14 protein-coding genes and 1 pseudogene are annotated in these 22,509 nt (G+C 68.5%); 11 read left to right on the top strand and 4 right to left on the bottom strand.

Annotation, left to right across the window (positions count from 1 at the left end):
- Positions 1 to 120 precede the first annotated feature (120 nt).
- On the bottom strand, positions 121 to 1,470 hold the full coding sequence (locus NYE40_RS20980) for a glutamate-1-semialdehyde 2,1-aminomutase (RefSeq protein WP_043111213.1): 1,350 nt from the start codon (positions 1,468 to 1,470) through the stop codon (positions 121 to 123).
- A gap of 93 nt (positions 1,471 to 1,563) precedes the next feature.
- On the bottom strand, positions 1,564 to 2,649 hold the full coding sequence (locus NYE40_RS20975; RefSeq protein WP_084137107.1) for an LCP family protein: 1,086 nt from the start codon (positions 2,647 to 2,649) through the stop codon (positions 1,564 to 1,566).
- 328 nt (positions 2,650 to 2,977) lie between these two features.
- On the opposite strand from NYE40_RS20975, the pseudogene NYE40_RS20970 reads away from it, so the two are divergent.
- The 11 genes and pseudogenes from NYE40_RS20970 to guaA form a co-directional block, all read left to right on the top strand.
- Positions 2,978 to 3,982: pseudogene (locus tag NYE40_RS20970) on the top strand (ABC transporter ATP-binding protein); the annotation flags it as partial.
- Positions 3,983 to 4,373: 391 nt separating this feature from the next.
- Complete coding sequence (locus tag NYE40_RS20965; protein WP_028598665.1) at positions 4,374 to 5,168, top strand: ABC-2 family transporter protein; 795 nt, start codon at positions 4,374 to 4,376, stop codon at positions 5,166 to 5,168.
- Between the two features lie 19 nt (positions 5,169 to 5,187).
- Positions 5,188 to 5,979 (top strand): ABC-2 family transporter protein, encoded by a 792-nt coding sequence (locus tag NYE40_RS20960; protein WP_028598666.1) that lies wholly within the window; start codon positions 5,188 to 5,190, stop codon positions 5,977 to 5,979.
- A 36-nt stretch (positions 5,980 to 6,015) separates the two neighbouring features.
- On the top strand, positions 6,016 to 6,504 hold the full coding sequence (bcp, locus tag NYE40_RS20955; RefSeq protein WP_028598667.1) for a thioredoxin-dependent thiol peroxidase: 489 nt from the start codon (positions 6,016 to 6,018) through the stop codon (positions 6,502 to 6,504).
- A gap of 402 nt (positions 6,505 to 6,906) precedes the next feature.
- Positions 6,907 to 7,770, top strand: coding sequence for a glycerophosphodiester phosphodiesterase family protein (locus NYE40_RS20950; RefSeq protein WP_052333163.1), 864 nt, complete (start codon positions 6,907 to 6,909; stop codon positions 7,768 to 7,770).
- A gap of 41 nt (positions 7,771 to 7,811) precedes the next feature.
- The gene (locus NYE40_RS20945) at positions 7,812 to 9,719 is read left to right on the top strand and encodes a polysaccharide deacetylase family protein (RefSeq protein WP_339278898.1); all 1,908 of its coding nucleotides are present in this window, start codon (positions 7,812 to 7,814) and stop codon (positions 9,717 to 9,719) included.
- A gap of 105 nt (positions 9,720 to 9,824) precedes the next feature.
- Positions 9,825 to 10,436 carry a hypothetical protein gene (locus tag NYE40_RS20940; protein WP_339278897.1) on the top strand — a complete coding sequence of 204 codons (612 nt, stop codon included), beginning with the start codon at positions 9,825 to 9,827 and terminating at the stop codon, positions 10,434 to 10,436.
- A 790-nt stretch (positions 10,437 to 11,226) separates the two neighbouring features.
- Entirely contained in the window at positions 11,227 to 12,270 is a 1,044-nt protein-coding gene (locus NYE40_RS20935; RefSeq protein WP_228551702.1) for a MoxR family ATPase, read from the top strand.
- A gap of 479 nt (positions 12,271 to 12,749) precedes the next feature.
- Positions 12,750 to 13,994 carry a DUF58 domain-containing protein gene (locus tag NYE40_RS20930; protein WP_339278896.1) on the top strand — a complete coding sequence of 415 codons (1,245 nt, stop codon included), beginning with the start codon at positions 12,750 to 12,752 and terminating at the stop codon, positions 13,992 to 13,994.
- Between the two features lie 533 nt (positions 13,995 to 14,527).
- The gene (locus NYE40_RS20925; RefSeq protein WP_339278895.1) at positions 14,528 to 17,470 is read left to right on the top strand and encodes a transglutaminase-like domain-containing protein; all 2,943 of its coding nucleotides are present in this window, start codon (positions 14,528 to 14,530) and stop codon (positions 17,468 to 17,470) included.
- A 410-nt stretch (positions 17,471 to 17,880) separates the two neighbouring features.
- A complete protein-coding gene (gene guaA / locus NYE40_RS20920; protein ID WP_101808217.1) occupies positions 17,881 to 19,422 on the top strand; it encodes a glutamine-hydrolyzing GMP synthase in 1,542 nt (513 codons plus the stop codon).
- An 82-nt stretch (positions 19,423 to 19,504) separates the two neighbouring features.
- Here the strand turns inward: guaA and NYE40_RS20915 are convergent, their stop codons facing one another.
- Positions 19,505 to 21,274, bottom strand: a complete 1,770-nt coding sequence (locus tag NYE40_RS20915; protein ID WP_339278894.1) for an asparaginase domain-containing protein — start codon at positions 21,272 to 21,274, stop codon at positions 19,505 to 19,507.
- Positions 21,275 to 21,289: 15 nt separating this feature from the next.
- Complete coding sequence (locus NYE40_RS20910; protein ID WP_052333166.1) at positions 21,290 to 22,477, bottom strand: asparaginase; 1,188 nt, start codon at positions 22,475 to 22,477, stop codon at positions 21,290 to 21,292.
- Between the last annotated feature and the right edge of the window lie 32 nt (positions 22,478 to 22,509).

Here is a 22,509-nt window from a genome sequence, read left to right as displayed (position 1 = left end):
GGCCAGCAGTAGGTCTGGCCAGCGGCAGGTCCGGCGGCGAGCCTGGTCGGGCCAGCAGCGGGTCCAGCGGCGGGTCGTCCGCAGCCTTTGCGCCGGTCCGGAGAAGCGGATCGCCTTTGCCTAGAGGCCCATCGCCGCGAACGCCTCGGCGGCGGCTTCGAGCGTGCGGGCGATGTCCTCGTCCGTATGGGCGGTCGTCAGGAACCAGGCCTCGTACTTGGACGGGGCGAGGCAGACGCCGCGCTCCAGCATGAGGCGGAAGAAGCGCGCGAACGCTTCGCCGTCCGTATCCTGCGCCTCGTCGTAGTTCGTCACCGGATGATCGCAGAAATGCGTCGAGAACGAGCCGCGGATGCGGTTGACCGTCAGCGGCACGCCGTGGCGCGACGCCAGGTCCGCCAGGCCGTCGGCGAGGCCGGCCGCCAGCCGGTCCATGCGCTCGTAGACGCCCGGCTGCTGCAGCACCTCCAGGCAGGCGATGCCGCTCGCGATCGAAGCCGGATTGCCGGCCATCGTGCCGGCCTGATAAGCGGGGCCGAGCGGAGCGACCTGCTCCATGATGTCCTTGCGGCCGCCGTAGGCGCCGATCGGCAGGCCGCCGCCGATGATTTTGCCGAGCGCCGTCAGATCCGGCTCGATCGCCGCTGCGTCGGGGAACGCGCCGAACGTCTGCGCCGTGCCGTAGTGGAAGCGGAAGCCGGTGATGACCTCGTCGTAAATGACGACCGCGCCGGCCGCGCGCGTCAGGCGGCACAGCTCCTCGAGGAAGCCGGGCTTCGGCATGACCATGCCGAAGTTGCCGACGATCGGCTCGACCATGACCGCCGCCGTCTCGCCGCCCCAGCGCTCCAGCGCGGCCTTCAGGGCGTCGATGTCGTTGAACGGCACGGTGATGACCTCGCTCGCGATCGACTGCGGGATGCCCGCGCTGTCGGGGATGCCGAGCGTGGACGGGCCGGAGCCGGCGGCGACGAGCACGAGATCGGAGTGGCCGTGGTAGCAGCCGGCGAACTTGATGATCTTGGATCGGCCGGTATAAGCGCGGGCGACGCGGATCGTCGTCATGACCGCCTCCGTGCCGGAGTTGACGAAGCGTACTTTGTCGAGGGAAGGAATCGCGTCCTTGAGCATGCGCGCCAGCTGGACCTCCAGCTCCGTCGGCGTGCCGTACAGCGTGCCGCTGGCGGCCGCGCGGCTGATCGCCTCGGTAATATGCGGATGCGCGTGGCCGGCGATGATCGGGCCGTAAGCGCAGAGATAGTCGATATACTGGTTGTCGTCGACATCCCAGAAGTAGGCGCCTTGGCCGCGCTTCATGACGACGGGCGCGCCGCCGCCGACCGCCTTGAACGAGCGGCTCGGGCTGTTGACGCCGCCGACGATATGCTGCAGCGCCTCGGCATGGAGCGCCTCGCTGCGGGCGCGGGAGGCGCCGGGGACGGCGAAGCGGCTGGCGGATGGGTTGGACATGGGAGAACCTCCTGATCGGTCTTGGGATGGTAGGGCATGAAAGAAGGAGAGCAGCTGGCTGCTCTCCCGATAAGGGTAGATTGGACGGTAGCTTTAAGGCGAAGCCGCATTCGACGAGGCGTTCTCGCCCGGCGAAGCGGACGGCTCAGGCGCGTTCTGATCCTCCGCCAGCACCTCCTGCACGTATTCGCGCAGCTTGTCCTCGCTCGTGATCGCGAGCACTGACGCGCCGCCGACACGCTCGTCGGCGAGCAGCTTGCTCGGCGGCAGCTGGGCGGTGCCGGCATTGTGCAGGCCGAGGCCGAGCTTGGCGAGGCGAGCCATTTCGTTTGCCGACAGGTTCGTCTCGACGAACGGGCTGACCTTGCGGATGATCGTGCTCAGCTGGGCGATGTTGCCGAAGTTCTGCATCTTGTCGGCGACCGCGCTCAGGAACTTGCGCTGGCGCTCCGTGCGCGTGAAGTCGCTCGTCGCGTCGTGGCGGAAGCGCACGTACTGCAGCGCCTGATCACCGTTCAGCTCCTGATAGCCCTTCTTGAGATGGATATCGTAGCGGTTGCCATCGGCGTTGTCGACGTAGTTCATGTCCTTCTCGACATCGATGTTGATGCCGCCGATCGCGTCGACGAGTGACTTGAAGCCTTCGAACTCCGTGTAGACGTAATACTGGATCTCAAGGCCGGTCAGCTCGCTGATCATCTGCATGCTCAGCTTGTAGCCGCCGTAGACGATCGCTTCGTTGGCGCGGCCCTGGCCATGGCCGGGGATGTCGACCCAGGTGTCGCGAAGCAGCGAGAACAGATGGGCCTTCTTGGTGACGGGATCGATCGACACGACGATCATCGAGTCGGAGCGCGCGGGCTCTTTGCTCGTTTTTTTCGCGCGTCCGTCTCCGCCCATGATGAGGATGTTCACGCGCTCGGTGCCTTCCCATTCCGGCGGCTTCTCCAGCTGCGAGTCGTTCTCGAATTGCTCGAAGATCGAATTTTCCGGGTCTTTTTGGAGATTGTTCAGGGCATTGTAATTGTCGACGATGAAGTAGGCGACCAGTCCGGCCATGACGAGCACGACGGCGAACAGCGACCAGAGCCAGGCGCGGCGCTTCTTTTTAGCCTTCGGCGGCTTGGGGGCGGCGGGTTTGACGCGTCCCGGGCCGTGCCGATCTTTTCTGCTTTCCATCCGGCGGTGATAGCTCCCTTCCCAAATAAAAGCTGCTTCGTACAAAATCGGCATCGGCCGCGGAAATCATGAACCGACGCGGCGGAAATCGACTTCAGGCGCGCTGTCCGCAGCGAGGCGCCGCCAATGGATCGCGAGGAAGCGCCAAGCGGCGCCGGGCATCCGGCAAGGATCCCGTCGCTTGCTTCCCCAAGCTGTCGTAACATATCATAAAATTATAAATCCGGGGTCGGCAGGACGCAAGCTTTGCCGCAGGATGAAGGAAATCCGTCATCCATTTCCCGGGAAATGTCGAGTCGCCTTACGAGAGGAGCACGCCATGAGCACCATGCCGGCCATAGAAGTGCGCGAGCTGCGCAAGCAGTTCCGCGTCCAGAAAAACCGAGAGGGGCTGTCCGGCGCCCTCAAGGATCTGTTCAAGCGGGAGTACCGGGAGGTCGCCGCCGTCAAGGACATTTCCTTCGAGATTCCCAAAGGGGAAATCTGCGGATACATAGGAGAGAACGGAGCGGGCAAGTCGACGACGATCAAGATGCTGACCGGCATCCTCGTCCCGACAGCCGGCCATCTGCGGGTTAACGGCTTCGTGCCGCACAAGGACAGGGAGAAGTTCGTCGGCGGAATCGGCGTCGTGTTCGGCCAGCGCTCGCAGCTGTGGTGGGACATCGGCGTTGTCGAATCGTTCCAGCTGCTGCGCAAGGTATACAAGGTGCCGGAGGCGGACTACCGCAAGCGGCTGGACGAGCTGACCGAGCGGCTGCAGCTCGGCGAGCTGCTCAACCGGCCGGTGCGCAAGCTCAGCCTCGGCCAGCGGATGCGCTGCGAGATCGTGGCGAGCCTGCTGCACAATCCGTCGATCCTGTTCCTTGACGAGCCGACGATCGGCCTCGACATCGTCGTCAAGACCGAGATCCGCGACTTCCTCAAGCAGCTCAACCGCGAGCACGGCACGACGATCCTGCTGACGACGCATGACCTGCAGGACATCGAGGCGCTGTGCACGCGCGTCATCATGCTCGACGACGGGCGCATCATCTACGACGGAGCGCTGGACGAGCTCAAAAGCCGCTGGAGCCGCGGCCGCGAGATCGTGTTCCAGTTCGGCGAGCGCGTCAAGCCGGCGCAGCTCGCGGAGCTGACGGACGGCCTGCCCGGCGTCAGCTGGCGGGCCGAGAGCGACGTGACGGCGGCGATGTGGCTGCCGCACGAGGTCAAGGTCGCCGACGCGCTCGCCCGCGTCGTCGGCGAGTCGCGCCTCGACATCCGCGACATGAAGATCATCGAGACGAACACGGACGACATCGTCCGCGAGATCTACCAGTCCGGCGACGCCGCTTCGCCGGGGCGGACGCGCGCGGCCGAGCTGGCGGAGGCGGAAGCGGACGCCGCAGCGGGAGCAGGCGCGGGAGTAGGCAAGTCCGCCGCGAATCGGACGGACGCAGCAGCGGCCGAAGCCGGCAACGGACGGGACGCGGCCGAAACGGCGGCCGATCCCGTCGAAGGCACGGATGCGCCCGCTGCGGGCCTGACTGGCGGCGAGCCGCATGCCGGCCCTTCGCAGCCGGCGGGCCGCGACGCGCTGGACGAGCCGGACCTGGCGGGCGAGGACAGCCTGACGGCGGCCGACCCGCAGCCTGTCGAGCCGGTCCAAGGCCCGGCCGCCGCGCCCGAGGCCGGCCGCGCGCCTTCCGGCAGCCCGGCCGCCGGAAAGGAGCCGATCCGCCGTGGGTAGCGCTTATGCGGATCTGATCCGCATCCGGTTCCTGATGATGCTCGCTTACCGCGTGAACTATTACAGCGGCATCATTATTTACGCGATTAATATTGGAGCCTATTACTTCCTGTGGGGAGCCATCTACGGCGGCCAGACGTCGCTCGCCGGCTTCACGGTCGGCCAGATGACGACGTACGTCGCCGTGTCGTGGATGGCTCGCGCGTTTTATTTCAACAACCTGGACCGGGAGATCAGCAATGAGATTCGCGACGGCAGCGTGGCGATCCAGATGATCCGCCCGTACAATTACCTCGTCGTCAAGATGATGCAGGGCTTCGGGGAAGGGCTGTTCCGCTTCCTGCTGTTCATGATCCCGGGCATGGCGCTCGCTTGCCTGCTGTTCCCGGTGCGGCTGCCGTCCGATCCGGCGACGTGGGCGGTCTATCTGGTCATGCTGTTCTTCGCTTTCCTCATCAACTCGCAGATCAACATCCTGACGGGGCTGGCGGCGTTTTTCGTCGAGAGCAGCGAGGGCATGATGCGCCTCAAGCGCGTCGCCGTCGACCTGTTCTCCGGCGTCATCGTGCCGATCAGCTTTTTCCCCGGCTGGCTGGGCGAGGCGATGAAGTGGCTGCCGTTCCAGGCGATCACCTACTTGCCGAGCTCGGTGTTCACCGGGCGCACGCCGGCCGGAGAAATTCCGGGCGTGCTCGGCATCCAGCTGCTCTGGTTCGTCCTGCTGCTCGTGCCGATCGCGCTGGTATGGCGGGCGGCCCGCAGACGGCTGTTCGTACAGGGGGGCTGACCGGACGATGAAAAAAATGCTGTTCTACCTGTCGCTGTTCTGGGATTACTTCAAGAACTACGCCAAAACGAAGCTGACGTACCGCGCCGACTTCTGGATCGAGGTGCTGGCGGATCTGAGCTTCCAGGCGGTCAATCTGGTGTTCATCCTGATCGTCTTCCAGCACACGCCGACGCTCGGCGGCTGGAGCGAGGCGGAGGTCGTGTTCGTCTACGGCTTCTTCATGGTGCCGTACGGCATTTTCGGCACGTTTTTCAACCTGTGGAACTTCAGCGACCGCTACATCACCAAGGGCGAGATGGACCGGATTCTGACGCGCCCGGCGCATAACTGGTTCCAGGTGACGCTCGAGAACATGGACCCGCCGTCGCTCATCGGCTCGCTGGCGGGCATCGTCATCATGGCGAGCTGCTGGGTCCAGCTCGGCTTGCCGCTGGAATTCTGGGACATCCCGGTCATGCTGCTGCTCGTCGCCGGCGCGGTGCTCGTCTACGGCGGGCTGTATACGGCGCTGACGGCAATCGCGTTCTACTCCGACGCGCCGACCGGCATCCTGCCGCTCATGTACAACATCCAGAACTACGGGCGCTACCCGATCAACATCTACAACAAGATCATCCGCTTCATGCTCACCTGGCTCATCCCGTTCGCCTTTGTCGGCGTCATCCCGGCCTCCTACTTCCTCGGGGACCATGGCGACGGCCTGGCGCAGCTGGCGCTGCTGACGCCTGTCATGGGCATCGTGTTCATGACGCTCGGCATGCTCGTGTGGAATCACGGCGTCAAGCGATACCGGGGAGCCGGCTCCTAAGCCGAAGCAGGATCCATGCGAAAGGAAGCTGACTTCATGACCCAACTTACGCTCGGCGAGCTTGCGCCGGACTTCACCCTCGCCGCCTCCGGGACGGACAAGCCGGAAGCTTCGCTGTCCGACTATCGGGGCCGCAAGGTCATCCTGTACTTCTATCCGAAAAACAACACGCCGGGCTGCACGCAGGAATCCTGCGATTTTCGCGATGCGATGCCGGCGTTCGCCGGCGCGGACGCGATCGTCCTCGGCATCAGCCCGGACAGCGTCAAGTCGCATGGCAACTTCCGCGCCAAGCACGGCCTGACGTTCCCGCTGCTGTCCGATCCGGATCACGCGGCGGCCGAGGCGTACGGCGTCTGGCAGCTCAAGAAGCTGTACGGCCGCGAGTACATGGGCATCGTGCGCTCGACGTTCCTCATCGACGAGGAAGGGCGTCTCGTCAAGGAATGGCGCGGCGTGAAGGTCGCCGGCCATGCCGCCGACGTGCTGCAGAGCCTCGCGCAAGCGGGCGCAGGCGAGGAATAGTCTCGAGGCGAGGCGTCCCAAGGATTCAGACGCGGGGCAGGATGCTTCAGGTTGTCCCGCCCCGGATTCGCCGCATACGTTGCAAGGCAGCCGCCTGGCCGATTTTCGGCCGGGGGCTGCTTTTTTTTATGAAATTGCAGGCCCTAAGATCCGCTGCGCCAGGAGCTGCGAGTCGCGCGGCCGGGGGCGGATCTCCGCTCATCCCGCCCAGCGATTGGTAAAAGACGGGCGGATTGGAAATAGTAATGGATAGCATCGTGCAGGAGGGGATCCGAAGTGAGGAAACGCGCGTCCGGTCGAACGAATAGGTGGAGAAAAAGGGGGGCTGCGGCGCTGGCTGGGACGCTGGTTTTCCTGTCGCTGCAGGCAGGAGCGGCGTCGGCGAAGGGGAGTTCAGCGGCCTTGCATTCAGCCGAGCGGCCGCCAGCATCGCAGGCCGCCGCCAAGCCGGCCGCGGTCGGACCGTTCCGACCGCTCGTGCTTGCGCATCGGGGCGCGTCCGCGGATGCGCCGGAAAACACGTTCGCGGCCTTCGAGCTGGCGCTGCGGCAGGGGGCCGACTACATCGAGCTGGACGTGCAGCTGTCGCGGGACGGAGTGCCGTTCGTGCTGCATGACGAGAAGCTGGAGCGGACGACGGACGGACGAGGCATCGCGTCGCGCCGGACGATGCGGGAGCTGGAGTCGCTCGATGCCGGCGGCTGGTTTGGCGAGGCGTACCGCGGGGAGCGGATTCCCCGCTTCGAGGAGGTGCTGCGCCGGTACGGCGGCAAGATCGGACTGCTGGTCGAGCTGAAGGATCCGCAGCTGCAGCCGGGGCTCGAGCGGGCCGTCGCCGCGGCGCTCATCCGCTTCGGCCTGACCGGAGAGCAGCGGCTGGAGGCGGGGGGACCGGGCTGGCGAAGAGCGCCGGTCATCGTACAGTCGTTCAGCCTGCCTTCGCTGAAGAGGCTGGGCGAGCTCATGCCCTCGGTGCCGCTCGGCGTCATCCTGTCGCGCGAGGAGGAGCTGGAGCAGAGCCGGCTGCATGAGATGGCCGACATCGCCACCTACGCGAACCTCCGCAAGCAGCTCGCCCAGCCGAAGCTCGTGCGCCGCGTCCACGGCTCGGGCATGGCCGTGTTCGTCTGGACGGTCGACCGCCGGCGCGAGGCGGTTCAAGCCGCCGCCGCCGGCGCGGACGGCATCGTGACGGACGGACCGGACCGATTCCGCGATTGGATCAAAAAAACACCGGACGGCATAAGGCGCCCGTCAGGCTCATAGAATCTAGCACTAGATTCGAGAGTAGGAAAGGGTGGACGGATATGGCGAAAAAGCTTGGCTTGCGGCTCCTGGCCGCGACGGCGGCGCTCGGCATCGGCTGGACGAGCCTCGGAGGAGAAGGAGGCGTCGAGCGGCCGCTGGCTGCGCCGCCGGCGGCGATAGGCGCGGCTCATGCCGCCGCAGGCAGCGGCGGCGAGGGAGGGGAAGGCGCGGCGGCAAGCGCGGCTCATGCCGCCGCAGGCAGCGGCGGCGAAGGAGGGGAAGGCGCTGCAAGCGCGGTCCGAGCGGGCGGGAGCGGAGCGGAAGCTCAAGCGGCAGGGGCTAGGTCGACTCGCGCAGCGATGGCCGCAGGCATCGGTTCCGCGCAGCCGGACAGCGAGGCCGCCTCTGCGGCGGCGCTCGACTCGCCTCAGCCGGAAATCGGCGGGGCGGAGCTGCTGGAGGCGCTGCGCCAGGCCGCGTCCAGAGCGTCCTCGACGGGCGCCGCTCCTGCCGCCGGGCAGCCCGGGGCTGTCGCCGCGAAGGCGAAGCCAGCCGCAGCCGCCAAAACCGTCTACCTGACCTTCGACGACGGACCGAGCGAGCATACGGCCCAGGTGCTGGACATCCTGCGCGAGCAGGGGATCAAGGCGACCTTTTTCATGGTGGGCCGTCAGGTGAAGGCCCATCCGGAGCTCGTCCAGCGGACGCGCGAGGAAGGCCATGCGATCGGCAACCATTCCTACGACCATGACTACAAGCAGCTTTACGGCAGCTTCCAGGGCTATGCCCGCCAGACGCTGCTCACGGAGCAGGCGCTGCTGGACGCTGGCGTCGCGACGACGCTCGTGCGGGCTCCGGGAGGCACGTATACGAACTTTGACGAAGGCTACTTCCGCGCGATGCGCGAGGCCGGCTACACGATGGCGGACTGGAACGTGGACAGCGGGGATTCCAAGCGGATCGGCGTGCCTGCGGCGGAGATCGCCGCCGGCGCGACGTCGGCGGCGCTCAAGCGGGAGATGACCGTGCTGCTCCATGACGGCACCGGCCACGGCGAGTCGGTCAAGGCGCTGCCGGCGATCATCGCTTTCTATCGCGCGCATGGATACGCGTTCGCGGCTTTGGACGGGGGCGGCGAGGCGCCGGTGTTTCCGGTCGCGGCCAAGCTGAAATGGAAACGGGAAGCGCCCAAAGCGGAGGAGATCGCCGCGCTGGCGGAGCGCAGCCGCGAGCTGCGGCGCAGTCCGGAGTGGCTGGCGGCCGCCGCGGACAGCGTGCCGGCCTGGAACGGCAGCGCGGCGCAGGCGGGCAAGACGGCGGAAGCGGATGCGAAGGCGGAGGCGAAGTCAGGCGCGAAGGTAGGCGTTGAAGCGAAGGCGGGAGCGGAGGCAGGAGCTGAGGCGGAAGTGAAGGCGGGAGCGAAGGCGGGAGCGAAAGCAGGAGCTGAAGCGGATGCCAAGGTGAATGCCGAAGCAGAAGGGAAAGCAAGTGCTGGAGCAAATGGATCCGCTTCTGCCAAAACCTACGGGACGCAGCTCGCCGATCTGCGGCTGCACGGCGCGACGGGCGAGACGACGATTGTCTACGGCGAGTACCGGATCGTCGAAGGGGAGCTTTATGTACCGGTGCGCCGGACAGCGGATGCGCTGGGGGGACGCGTCGAATGGGACGGGGCGCGCCGGACGGCGACGGTGTTCGCAACAACGGGAGAAGCGGCGGCGCTGGATCCCGAGACGGCCTTCCGCGATAGCGCGGGCGCGCTGTACGCGCCGCTCGAGGAGCTGCTGCGGCTGCTCGGCGACCCGCTGCAGAAGCTGGAGAAGACGCCGGGAAAAGTGGACGGCTGGCTGAGAAGCGCCGTGGACGCCGGCGGATCTTCCCGCAGCGGTGCGGATGGAGAGCTCGCAGGTCCGAATGCGGAAACGGCGCCGGCCGCCGGGGAGTCGGCTGCGGCGGACAAAGCCTAGCGGTTCGATGAAATAGGGAAGGATATTCAAGGAGGCTCGCCGAAGCAGGAACAGCGGCGGGCCTGTTTCATCTGGAGGCCCGGTCAGCCCAAGGAGGAATGCGGAATGAAACGAATGCCGTTCAAGCGCCCGACGGAGGACTACGACCGCAGGCTGCTCGAGCTGGACGAAAGGCTGTGCGGCTTGATCGGCGAGCGGAAGCGGATCGCCGGGACGGAGCCCGGCTTTCCGCCTGCGGCCGACCTTTCGGCCTGGGCGAAAGCGAGCGATCTGCAGGAGGACTACGTGAACGCCTTGTTCTCCTTTCTCATGACAGATGACGAGGACTACCGTCCGGCGATCGAGCCGGAAGGATACCGGCGGATGCTCGTGATGAGCCAGTCTGTCGTTGCGGGCGACACGGTGTTCACGTTGTCCGCGATCCGGCAGTATGAAAATGCGAGCGTCATCACGCTGCTTGGCGACGACGAACCTGTCCCTTCGGAGCTGCCCTGGGGAGAGCGGGACCGATGGTTCCGCTGCGAGCTGCACATCGAAGGGCCGCACCGGGTCCGATTCGACGGAGGCGGGAGTTCCAATCATTCGTTGATGTGGCGGTACGTCGTGACGCCGGCGCTGCCGGACGAGGCGCCGGGGCAGCGGCTCGTGTTCCGTCCCTATCGCTTCAAGCGGGGCGAAGGCCCGGCCAAGGGCGAGGAGATCGCGTTCATCCGCTAGGAGCGGAGCCTGAGGGTGCCTTGAATCTCGGGAATCCGGCGCTTTGACTTGACGAGGGAACAGAAAGTGCCTTGAATCTCGGAGATCCGGCGCATCGGCTCGACGAGGGAGTCCAGAGTGCCTTGGCTCACGGGAATGCGGGGCATTGGCTCAATGAGGGAACTGAAAGTGCCTTGGCTTACGGAAATCCGGCGCGCCGGTTCGACGAGGGAGTCGAAAGTGCCTTGAATCTCGGGAATGCGGGGCATTGGCTCAATGAGGGAACAGAAAGTGCCTTGAATCTCGGAAATGCGGCGCATCGGCTCGACGAGGGAGTCGAGAGTGCCTTGGCTCACGGGAATGCGGGGCATTGGCTCAATGAGGGAACTGAAAGTGCCTTGGCTCACGGAAACCCGGCGCGTCGGCTCGACGAGGGAGTCGAGAGTGCCTTGAATCTCGGAAATGCGGCGCGTCGGCTCGATGAGGGAACTGAAAGCGCCTCGGCTCGCGACAGAGGTATGATGAACGTCCTAGCAAGCGGCGCGGCGATCAAGCACAAGACCGATATCAGCCATCTTTTTCCCGGAGACCGGGAGAAGGATGGTTTTTTTCATAGGCACGGGAAGCGGCAAACGCTCTGCCGAGCCTGTCGATCTCGCGGCATCGCCGTCAGAGGGCCGCGCCTTTCTGCCTCATGCTGCGGAAAAAGGGCGGGCGGCTGCGGGGGAAAGTCTAAACCTTTCGCCGAGTGGGGAGACTGTCTAGCAAAGAGGCCGCTAGATTGGAAGGCGGAAAAGGGAGATGAGAGACGATGGCCATGCAGCCGAAGCAGGAGCGAGAAGTCTGGGGGGACCCGTACCGGAGCGCCCCGGAGGACAGTCGGGAGGAGTGGCCGGAGCCGCCGGGGGCGCTGCTCGCCCGCATGGCGGCCCGCTCGGAAAGCGTGCTGCTCGGGAAAGGGGAGACGATCGGGCTGGCAATGACGGCGATGCTCGCTGGAGGCCATATTTTGCTCGAGGATGTGCCTGGAGTCGGCAAGACGATGCTGGCGCGCGCGCTCGCGAGGCTGCTGGGCGGGCAGTTTCGGCGCATCCAGTTCACCTCCGACCTGCTGCCGGCCGACGTGGCGGGCTCATCCGTCTGGGATGCGCGCTCGGGCGAGTTCGTTTATCGGGAAGGGCCGATCATGGCCAACGTCGTGCTCGCGGACGAGATCAACCGCACGTCGCCGCGCACGCAATCGGCGCTGCTCGAGGCGATGGAGGAGCGCCGCGTCACGGTCGACGGCGTCACCCGGCCGCTGCCGGAGCCGTGGCTGCTCATCGCGACGCAGAATCCGCTCGACGGGGAGGGCACGTTCCCGTTGCCGGAGGCGCAGATGGACCGGTTCATGATGCGCCTGTCGATCGGCTATCCGGAGCCGCGGGAGGAGGCGCGCATGCTGGAAATGCTGGCGGCCGGCGAGCGCCAGGCGCCGGAGCAGCTGCGGCCCGTCGTCTCGCTGCGCCAGTGGCAGCAGATGGCGGAAGAGAGCCGCGCCGTCCATTGCAGCCCGGAGCTGCTCGCTTATATCGTGCAGATCGTGCAGGCGACGCGCACGGCGCCGGAGCTTGAGCTGGGCGCCAGCCCGCGCGCCTCGCGCGACTGGCTGCGGGCGGCGCAGGCGGCCGCCTACATCGGCGGACGCGATTATGTGCGCCCCGCCGATCTGCGGGCGGTCGCCCGGCCGGTGCTGGAGCACCGGCTGGCCGCTCGCGGCGCTTACGGGCAGCCGGACCGAGCCGCGCCGCGGCGCGTGCTGGAGCGGCTGCTGGCCGCGACGCCGCTGCCCGGCGGCAAGGCGGCCGGGCGATGAGCGTGGGAGGCGGACCGTTCTCCGGGCTGCGCCAAGGAGCGAGGAGCGTTGCCGGGGGGAGCGCGGGAGGCGGAGCCGGGACGAACTCGGCTGGGATAAGCGCGATGGGCGGAGGGACCGCCGTTCCAGGCGTTGCTGGGAGGAGCGCGGCAGGAGCGGCAAGGACGGACCGAACTGGGGGTAGCGCGGCTGTCGGAGGGGCCGGGACGAACTCGACTGGGATTAGCGCGACGGGTGGAGCGGCCGCCGTTGCTGGCGGCGGAGGGCAGCCGAGCTTCCCTACCGCTTCTTTTGGAGGCGGGCGTCGGCCAGCCGCAGCGCCTCGAAGCCGGCAATCGGCGGATCGCCGAGGACGGCCCCGCTCGCGAAGGCTGGCTCTAGGCCTGCTGGCGCTTGCGTTCGGCGGCGCTGCCGGAGCGGCGGCGACGCGCGGCGCGGCGCTCGATTGGTTCGCGGCGGCTTGGGCCGGCGGCCTGCTCTTGCTGGCGGCGCTGCCGGCGCTTTGGAGCTGGACCTGCGGCGGCAGCCTTCACCTCGAGCGCGTGCTTGAGGCCGGCGGCGACGCGGGCGAAGCGGCGGTGAGGCTGCGGTTCAGCGGCCGGCGCCTGCCGCCGCTGCTGCTCGTGCAGGTGCGGGAGGAGCTGAGCCGGCGCACCGGCGTCTCGGAGCAGCCGCTCGTGCTCACCTGCTGGGCGCTGCCTTGGCTGCGAAAGGAATGGACCGTGTCCTACCGGATCGGCTCGCTCAGGCGCGGAGAATATGCGTATGGGCCTTGCACCGTCTCCATTGCCGATCCGCTCGGGCTCGCATGGACGTCGGTCCGGCTGGAGGCGCCGGACGGGTTCGCCGTCCTGCCCGAGCCGGAAGGGCCGCCGCTCGGCGCCGTGGCTGCCGGCAGTCCGCGCTCCCTTGCGGCCGGGAGCGGCAGTGGACAGCCTGACGGCGGCAATCCGCGAAGCGCGCCAGGCCGAGGCCCGTTGACGCGCGCCTATCGCGAGGGCGACCCGCTTCGCCGGGTCGATTGGAGGGCCGCGGCGCGCGGGCGCGGCTTGCAGACGCGTCAGGACGAGCAGGCCGGCTCGCCGGAGCTCGTCGTGCTGCTGGAGCTGGAGCATGCGCTGTGGCAGCGTCTGGGGAGCGCGAGCGGGCTGCCCGGCTCCGCCAGCGCCGAACCCGACGCGCTGCTGGACGCCTGCGCCGGGCAGGCGGCCGCGCTGCTGCGCGACGCGGCCGCTGCCGGTTGGGCCGCGCGGCTTGCCGCCGGAGCGGAGCCGCCGCTTGGGGTGGCCGGCGGACGCGGCTTGCCGCTTGCGGCTAGGCGGCTGGCTGCCGCCAAGCCCCAGCCAGGCGGCAGCGCGGACGCGGCGCTGGAGCGGCTGCTGCGGAGCGGCTCGCTGGCGCCCGGCAGCCGCATCGCGGCGCTGACGCCGCTCGGCGGCGGCTGGGAGCGGCTGGCGGAGCTCGCGCGCGCCGCCCGCTGTCCGCTCGAGCTGCGCGTGCCGATCGGGCCGGCGCTGTCGGCGGCCGCGCGGCGCGAGCGGGAGCGATGGGCGGCCGAGGCGGGCGTCGAGCTGGTCTGGCTGCCGCTGGAAGCGTCGAGATGCCGCGCCTGGCGCGCGAGCGCGAGCGTGCGCGAGCACGACGGCGGAGCCGGAGGGGCAAGCCGGAGCTGGAGCGGGCGCGCGATCGGGAGCGAAAGCGGAAGCTGGACGGTCTGGCGCTGAGCCCCCGCGAACCCGGCAGCGGCGCGAAGAGTTGCGCGGAAAAACCGAGCAGCTCGGGCACGGAAGAGCGGGAATGAGGGGAGTTGCGCGGAAAAACCGAGCAGCTCGGGCACGGAAGAGCGGGAACGAGGAGAGTTGCGCGGAAAAACCGAGCAGCTCGGCACGGAAGAGCGGGAACGAGGAGAGTTGCGCGGAAAAACCGAGCAGCTCGGGCACGGAAGAGCGGGAACGAGGGGAGTTGCGCGGAAAAACCGAGCAGCTCGGGCACGGAAGAGCGGGAACGAGGAGAGTTGCGCGGAAAAACCGAGCAACTCGGGTATGGAAGAGCGGGAACGAGGTTAGTTGCGCGGAAAAACCGAGCAGCTCGGGCATGGAAGAGCGGGAACGAGGTTAGTTGCGCGGAAAAACCGAGCAGCTCGGGCACGGAAGAGCGGGAACGAGGCCACCTGCGCGGACCAAGCTGCAACGGTTCGGCACACGACGCTTGCGAGGCTCCGGCCGACGCCGCTCGCAACGAATGGAGGAGGTACGGCATGAAGGACAGCGGCTCGAACGACTTTTCGGCCGGACTGGTGCTGCAGGGAGCAGCCTGGAAGCAAGCCGGTTCGGCGCAGGCAGGAAAGGCCGTCGGAACGCCGGGGCGAGGCATGGTCGGCGGGACGGCAGGCAGCGGAGGCAAGGGAAGCGCAGTCGGCGGAAACTCGGCGAGCGGAAGCGCACCGTCGACCGTTGGCGGAAGCGCCTTGTCGAAGCCGGGCAGCAGCCTGGCTCCGACAAGGCGTTCGCCGTCCGCTCCGACCGGCGTCGGTTCCGCTGTCCGTCCATCGGCCTCGAGCCGCCATGCGCGCCTGGAGCATGCCGGTGGCCTCCTTCGCTGGCCGCTCCGGGCCGCGGCAAGCCTGCTGCTGCTCGGCTTGCTGACGGAGTGGCTGCTGCCGCTCGGGCGGCTGCCGCAGTGGAACGACGCCTACCGCATCGGCGGGCTGGCCGCCATTGCCGGCTTGCTGCTGCTTGCCGGCGTCTGGCTGCTGCCCGGCTGGGCTTCGCTGCTGCTCCGGCTCGCCGTCGTGACGGCGGGGGCGGGCTGGATCGGCGAAGGCCCGGACGGCTGGTCCGGCATCTCGGGATTGCCGCGACTGCCGGGGCAGCTGGCGCAGGATGCCGGACAGCTGCTTGCCGGCGGTCCAGCCGCGATGTCCGGCGTCGGACAGGCCTTTTGCTTGCTGCTTGGGCTGTCGATCCTGCTCTCGGCGCTGCAGACGCTCGTCTGGATCCGGCAGTGGGGCATCGGCTTGCTCGGGCTGACGGCGGCTTATCTGTGGGCGCTGAGCGAATGGTTCGGGCTGAACACGCTTCCGAATCTGGCGCGCGCGTCGGCCGAAGGCGTGCTGCTGGCCGCGCTGCTCACCCTGCATCGGCTGAAGCGGCGTCAGGCGGACGCTGCGGGCTCAGGGGCGCCTCCCTCTTCCGCTGCCACCGCCAGTGCGGAGATGCCGCCTTGGCGCTGGTGGGCGGCAAGCGGCGGGATAGCCGCTCTGCTCGCCCTCGGCGCGGCCGGACTTTCGGCGGGCAAGACGACTGCGGAGCGGCCGGCCGACTGGGCGCTGGCTGCGCAGCAGGCGATCCGCGCATCCGCATCGCAGGACGGGGCGGGGGCGATCCGCCAGTCGCCGATCTTCACCGGCGCAGGCGGGCAGGCGGCTGCGGAGGCCGGGGCGGGCGGCGCCGCCGCCGAAACGGGCTACGGCCTGGACGATACGCGGCTCGGGGCGCCGCTGCGGCAATCCGACCGCACGCTGTTCTGGGCGGTTTCTCCCGAGCCTCTTTACTGGAGGATGGAGGAGAAAACCGTCTATACCGGCCAAGGCTGGCGGGAAGAGGGCGGCGAGCTCGTAGCGCGGCCCGTTGGTCCGGGGGCGGCTGTGCCGGGGAAAGCAAGTGCGGCAGTAGAAGGGGCGCAGCCGGCGAGCACGGAGCCGGAGGACACGGCGAGCCAAGGCACGGAGAGCAAAGTCACGGCGAGCCAAGGCACGGAAAGCGGAGGCGCGGAAACGATCCGGCAGTCGGTCTGGCTGCCTCGTTTGGAGGAAGGGATGCCGCTGCCTGCGGCCGGCACGGCGGCAGCGATCCTGTCGGCCCGGTCGCCGGCGGCCGAAGCGTACAGGGACTGGACGTCCTATTTGAGCGAAAGCGGCGGCGGAGCCGTCTATCTGCCCCAGGCGGCCGGCGGGGCGCTGGGCTATACGGTCGTGTCGGAACTCGTCCGGCCGACGGCGGAGCAGCTCCGTCAATCGGGCGCCGCTTCGAACAGCGCGCAAGAGAGCGGGAACGGACAAGAAGGGAAGGCCCGGCGGACGGCGGCCGCAGGAGCGGCGACGGCGGAGGCCGGCGAGGCGGCGCTCCAGCTCGAGCTTGAGCTGAAGGCGGCGCTGCAGCTGCCGGCCTCGCTGCCGCAGCGGGTGAAGGAGCTCGCCGCTTCGGCGACCGCCGGCCAGGCAGACCGATACGGGCAGGTCGTCGCGGTGAGCGACTACTTGAAGGCGCATTATCGCTACTCGCTGACGGAGACCGAAGCGCCCGCGCCGGGGCAGGACCTGGTCGACCAGTTTCTGTTCGAGCGGAAGCTCGGCTACTGCGTGCACTTCTCGACGGCGATGGCGGTCATGCTGCGCTCGGTCGGCATTCCGGCCCGGTGGGTGAAGGGATTCGCTCCAGGCGAGGAGACGGCGTCGGGAAAAGCTCCTGCGGAAGTCCGCGCGGCGCTCGGGAGCGCCGCGGCCGGAGCCGGAGGAGACGTCTACCGGGTCAGCGGGCTGGACGCGCATGCCTGGGTGGAGGTTTATTTTCCCGGCGTCGGGTGGGTCGCGTTCGACCCGACGCCGGGGTACGCGGCTGGCGCCGCGCAGCCGCCCGAGGCTGCGGCCGCTGCCGCCGCAGCCGGAGCGGCGGCTGAGCCGAGCCCGGCGCCGCAGCCCGGCGCAGCCGCCGGCTCGCGGCTGCGCGAGGCCGCGGGCGCAGCGGCCGGCCGCGCGGCCGAGCTCGCGCGCACGCTGGCGCAGCCCGGCGCGCTCGCGGCCGTCGCCGCGCTGGGCGCGCTCGCGGCCGCGCTGGCCTCGCCGGCGCTGCGCTCGCGGCTGCGCCTCGCGCTGGCGCTGCGCCGCTACGCGCTGGCGGCCGGCGGCGAGCGCCGCAGCCGCAGCCGCCGCGCCGCGCAGCGGGCCGCGCTGCTTGCCGCCGCGGAGGCGCAGCTGCGCGCGCTCGAGCGCCGGCACGGCGCGTCGCCGCCGCTCGGCGGCGGCCCGGCCGAGCGCGCCGAGGCGCTCGCGCCGCGGCTGGCGCCGGCGGCCGCCGCGCAGCTGCGCCGGCTCGCGGCCTGGGCCGAGGCCGCGCGCTTCGCGGCGCCGGCGGCCTGGCGCGGCCCTGCGGCGGCGGAGCTTGCCGCCGCGCTGGCGCTCGTCCGCCGGGCCCGCGCCTGACGCTCCGCGCGGCGAAGCTCCTACGCGCAAAAATCGTGCGCGCAGCCGCAGCTCCTCGTGCAGCGAAGCCTGCTGCTACGCGCGGAAATCCCGCTCGCAGCCGCCGCTCCTGCGCGCCCGTCCCGCGCCTTCGCCTGCCGTCCCCGCCCGTGGCCGCGCCAGGCCGCCGGGCCCGCGCCTGACGCACCGCGCCCGGCCCACGCCTTCGCCCGCCGGCCCCGCCCTTGGCCTTGTCTCCGCCGGCCCCGCCCGTGGCCCTGTCTCCGCCGGCCCCGTCCCGGGGCCGCTGCTCCGCGCCCGCGCCGCCCTCGCCGGCGGCCGTCCGGCCGCGAAGCCGCGCGGCTTCCCGCCTTGACTGGCCGGAAGCCGCTTTGATAGAATGAGTCCAATTGACTGAGGGAGGTTCGGGCGTGAACAAGCCTAATGAAATGATCGTGGTTCTCGATTTCGGAGGACAGTACAACCAGCTGATTGCTCGGCGCATCCGGGATCTCGGCGTCTACAGCGAGCTGCTGCCGTACAACACTCCGGCTTCCAAGATCCGCGAGCTGGCGCCGAAGGGGATCGTGTTCTCCGGCGGGCCGGCAAGCGTCTATGAAGAAAACTCGCCGATGGTCGATCCGGAGATCTACGAGCTCGGCCTGCCGATCTTCGGCATCTGCTACGGCATGCAGCTGATGAGCCATCAGCTCAAGGGCAAGGTGCAGCGCGCCGGCAAGCGCGAGTACGGCCGCGCCGACGTGACGTTCGCCGAAGGCGCGGCGCTCGCGCTCGGCCTGGAGAACCGCCAGACGGTATGGATGAGCCATACCGACCTCGTCGTGGAGATGCCGGAGGGCTTCCGCTTGGATGCGGGAACGGAACATGCGCCGATCGCGGCCATGAGCCATCCGGAGAAGAACTTCTACGCCGTGCAGTTCCACCCGGAGGTGCGCCACTCCGTCTACGGCAACGACATGATCCGCAACTTCCTTTATACGGTATGCGGCTGCGAGGGCAACTGGAGCATGGAGACGTTCATCGACGACGCGATCCGCGACATCCGCGCGCAGGTCGGCGAGACCGGCCGCGTGCTGTGCGCGCTGTCGGGCGGCGTCGACTCCTCCGTCGTGGCCATGCTCGTCCACAAGGCGATCGGCGACCGCCTGACATGCATGTTCATCGACCACGGCCTGCTGCGCAAGGGCGAGGCGGAGAGCGTCATGGAGACGTTCGTCGGCAAGTTCGGCATGGAGGTCGTCAAGGTCGACGCGAGCGAGCGCTTCCTCGGCAAGCTGCGCGGCGTGTCCGATCCCGAGCAGAAGCGCAAGATCATCGGCAACGAGTTCATCTACGTGTTCCAGGAGGAGTCCGCCAAGTTCGCGAACTTCGAATTCCTCGCCCAGGGCACGCTGTATACGGACATCGTCGAGAGCGGCACCGCGACCGCGCAGACGATCAAGTCCCATCACAACGTCGGCGGCCTGCCGGAGGACATCACGTTCAAGCTCGTCGAGCCGCTGAGCGCGCTGTTCAAGGACGAGGTCCGCAAGGTCGGCTCCGAATGCGGCCTTCCGGACGCGATCGTCTGGCGCCAGCCGTTCCCGGGTCCGGGCCTCGCGATCCGCGTGCTCGGCGAAGTGACGGACGAGAAGCTCGAGATCGTGCGCGAGTCCGACGCGATCCTGCGCGACGAGATCGCCAAAGCGGGCCTCGACCGCGAGATCTGGCAGTATTTCACGGCGCTGCCGGGCATGCGCAGCGTCGGCGTCATGGGCGACGCCCGCACGTACTCGTACACGGTCGGCATCCGCGCCGTGACGTCGATCGACGGCATGACCGCCGACTGGGCGCGCATTCCGTGGGACGTGCTGGAGAAGATCTCCGTGCGCATCGTCAACGAGGTCGACAACGTCAACCGCGTCGTCTACGACATCACGTCCAAGCCGCCGGCGACGATCGAGTGGGAATAGCCCGCTGAGCCAAACGAGAAACGCCCTTTGCCAGACGGTTTCGTCGGGCAAAGGGCGTTTTTGATGTTGGAAATCAGGCTGCTCAGCCGAGATCATGCATCCGCACGAGCAGGACGGACGCTTCCGCGCGCGTCGTCGCCGCGGACGGCTCGAAGCGGTTGCCGTCGCGGCCGTCGATCAGCCCTTTTTGGCGGATGCCGTTCAGAGCCGGGATCGCCCAGGCCGGGATCGCGGCGTCGTCGGCGAACGTAGTGCGGCCGTCCGCCGGCTGCTGCAGGCCGAGAGCCGCTCCGACCATCGCCGCCATCTCGGCGCGCGTGACGAGCGCGTTCGGCTTGAAGCTGCCGTCGGCATAGCCTTTGACGATGCCGAGCTGCTTGGCCTGCGCGACGGCCGTCTGCGCCCACTCGCCGATCGAGGCGGCGTCGGCGAACGGCTCGCCCTCGACGGCCGGCTGCACGTTCAGCGCGTTCATCAGCATGACGGCGAACTCGGCGCGGGTGACCGGCTTGTCGGGGCCGAACGTGCCGTCGGGATAACCGGCGGCGATGCCGTAGGAGGCCGCCCGCTTGACCGGCTCCTCGGCCCAGTGGCCGGTCAGGTCGCTGGCGGCGAGCTCCGGAGCCGGAGCGGCCGGCTCGACCGTGCCGGAGGCGGGCACGTCCTGCGTGCCGATCGTCTGGAACCATCCTTTGACGGTATCATAGTCGGAGCTGAACGCCAGCGCGAGCGTCAGCAGGATGCGCGCATGCTGGGCGTTCAGGCTGTCGCCGGCAATGATGCCCGGCGTATTGCCTTGGTACATCGTGCCGGAGCCGGTGCGCGTCGTCGTAACGAACAGCACGCCTTTTTCAATCGCCTCGGCACGGGCGGCGCTCATTTCCGCGGACAGGCCGCCGGCGCCGGTGCCGGCGGTGACGATGCCTTTGACGCCGTCCAGGGCGAACTGCTTGATCGCGCCTCCGCCCGCGCCTTGGTAGGCATAGGCGATCTCGACGGCCGGGAAGTTGCTCTTGGCGATCGACGTCAGGTCGAACGGCGTGCGCCACTGCGGCGTGCCGGACGCCATCGCCCGCGCGGTGAGGCGGTAGAGGCTGATGTTCTTCTCGTCGATGTAGCCGAGCGCGCCGAGCGCCGGCGTCTCGAACGTATCCATCCGGTGGGCGTTCGACTTCGTCACGTCACGCGCCGTCTGGATGACGTCGTTCAGCATGACGACGGTGCCGTAGCCCTTCGTCTTGCCGCTGCCGGCGAGCTTGATCGCGTTGTACAGGTTGGCCGGCCCGTCGGTGCCGATGACGTCCCACGGACGCATCGCGCCGGTGACGACGACCGGCTTTTCGCTGCGCACGGTCAGGTCGAGGAAGTAGGCGATCTCCTCCATTGTGTCGGTGCCGGTCGTCACGACCGCGCCGTCGTACTTCTCCAGCGCGGCGTCCACCGTCTGCGACAGGTCGTACAGGTCCTGCAGGCTGTAGCTGCCGGATCCCTTGTTGCCGAATTGCGCCGTCTCGACGTCGGCGATCTTCTCCTTGCCGGGCAGCTGCGCGACGAGGTCCTCCATGAGGTAGGTGCCGGCGCGGTAGTTCTGGAAGCTCGTCCCGTCCGCCGCCTTGCCGGCCAGCGTGCCGCCGGTGGCGACGACGATGACGTCAGGCAGCTCGGAGGTGTGAAAAGCCTCCGGCACGGCGGGAATCTCCACCGTCGGCGCGAACGGATTGGCGCTGATCGCAGCGGCCTCGGCGGCCGCAGCGGCAGGGACGGGGCCGGACGCCGCGAAGGCGCCGGCGGCAAGGGAGAGCATCGCCGCGAGAGCGGCGGAGCGTTTGAGCGTGGTCAGCAAGGTAGCCATTGGTCTTGTCCTCCTTTATTCCGCTGCGCTGGCGGTGCTGGCGGCGCTGGCCGCGCCAGTGCCATAGTCGGCGAACCAGCCCTTGATCGTGTCGAAGTCACTGGAGAAGGCGAGGCCGAGCAGCAGCAGGATGCGCGCGTGCTGGGCGTTCAGGCTGTCGCCGGCGATGATGCCGGGCGAGCTTCCCGGATACATCGTGCCGGAGCCGGTGCGGGTCGTCGTGACGAACAGCACGCCTTTTTTGATCGCTTCGGACCGCGCCGCGCTCATCGCCGACGACAATCCGCCCGCGCCGGTGCCGGCGGTGACGATGCCTTTGGCGCCGTCCTTGACGAAGCCGTTGATCGCGCCTGCTCCTGCCGCTTGATACACATAGGCGACCTCCACCTTCGGCAGCGCCTCGGGCGCGATCCGGGTCAGGTCGAACGGCGTCTTCCAGGCGGCGGTGCCGGCTTTTCCGGCTCGTCCCGGCGCGCGGTAGATGCGGATGTTCTTCTCGTCGATGTAGCCGAGCGCTCCGAGCATCGGCGTTTCGAACGTGTCCATCCGATGCGAGTTGCTCTTCGTCACGTCGCGCGCCGCGTGGATGTAGTCGTTCAGCATGAGGACGGTTCCGAACGAGGTCGTCTTGCCGCTGCCGGCAAGCTTGATCGCGTTGAACAGGTTGGCCGGCCCGTCGGTGCCGATGACGTCCCACGGCCGCATCGCGCCGGTGACGACGACCGGCTTTTCGCTGCGCACGGTCAGATCGAGGAAGTAGGCGATCTCCTCCATCGTATCGGTGCCCGTCGTGACGACGGCGCCGTCGTAGATGCGGAGCGCCTCGTCGACCGCGAGCGACAGCTCGCGCAGCTCCGGAATCGTGTAGCCGCCGGAGCCTTTATTGCCGAATTGGTAGGTCGACACGTCGGCGAGCTGGCTTTTGCCGGGCAGCTGCTTGACGAGATCGGCGATCAGGTAGGTGCCGGCCCGATAGCTTTGGAAGCTGGTCGGGGCGTTCGCCTTGCCGGCGAGCGTGCCTCCGGTGCCGATGACGATGACGTTCGGCAGCGGCGACGATTTCGCGGCTTGCGGCAGCGGCGGAATCGCCGCCGCTTCGGCGGCGCTTGCGCGCGGCGCGCCGAAGGCGGCCAGCAGGCCGATCAGCAGCGAGACGGCGAGGGCGTAGACGAGCAGGCGCTTGGGGGATAAGGATGCAGACATCAGACAAGTTCCTCCACTCTATGTAATAGTAG

This window comes from Paenibacillus sp. FSL W8-1187 (genome assembly GCF_037965485.1).
Taxonomy (GTDB): Bacteria; Bacillota; Bacilli; order Paenibacillales; family Paenibacillaceae; genus Paenibacillus_O; species Paenibacillus_O pasadenensis.
The sequence above is the reverse complement of the archived record's forward strand: the minus strand, read 5'-3'. Positions and strand labels throughout refer to the sequence as shown.

What these genes read in the sequence shown, in the direction of transcription:
- NYE40_RS20975 (WP_084137107.1), bottom strand. Translation starts at nt 2,649, where the DNA reads ATGGAAAGCAGAAAAGATCGGCACGGCCCGGGACGCGTCAAACCCGCC.
- NYE40_RS20925 (WP_339278895.1), top strand. Translation starts at nt 14,528, where the DNA reads ATGAAGGACAGCGGCTCGAACGACTTTTCGGCCGGACTGGTGCTGCAG.
- bcp (WP_028598667.1), top strand. Translation starts at nt 6,016, where the DNA reads ATGACCCAACTTACGCTCGGCGAGCTTGCGCCGGACTTCACCCTCGCC.
- NYE40_RS20940 (WP_339278897.1), top strand. Translation starts at nt 9,825, where the DNA reads ATGAAACGAATGCCGTTCAAGCGCCCGACGGAGGACTACGACCGCAGG.
- NYE40_RS20910 (WP_052333166.1), bottom strand. Translation starts at nt 22,477, where the DNA reads ATGTCTGCATCCTTATCCCCCAAGCGCCTGCTCGTCTACGCCCTCGCC.
- NYE40_RS20945 (WP_339278898.1), top strand. Translation starts at nt 7,812, where the DNA reads ATGGCGAAAAAGCTTGGCTTGCGGCTCCTGGCCGCGACGGCGGCGCTC.
- NYE40_RS20980 (WP_043111213.1), bottom strand. Translation starts at nt 1,470, where the DNA reads ATGTCCAACCCATCCGCCAGCCGCTTCGCCGTCCCCGGCGCCTCCCGC.
- NYE40_RS20915 (WP_339278894.1), bottom strand. Translation starts at nt 21,274, where the DNA reads ATGGCTACCTTGCTGACCACGCTCAAACGCTCCGCCGCTCTCGCGGCG.
- NYE40_RS20935 (WP_228551702.1), top strand. Translation starts at nt 11,227, where the DNA reads ATGGCCATGCAGCCGAAGCAGGAGCGAGAAGTCTGGGGGGACCCGTAC.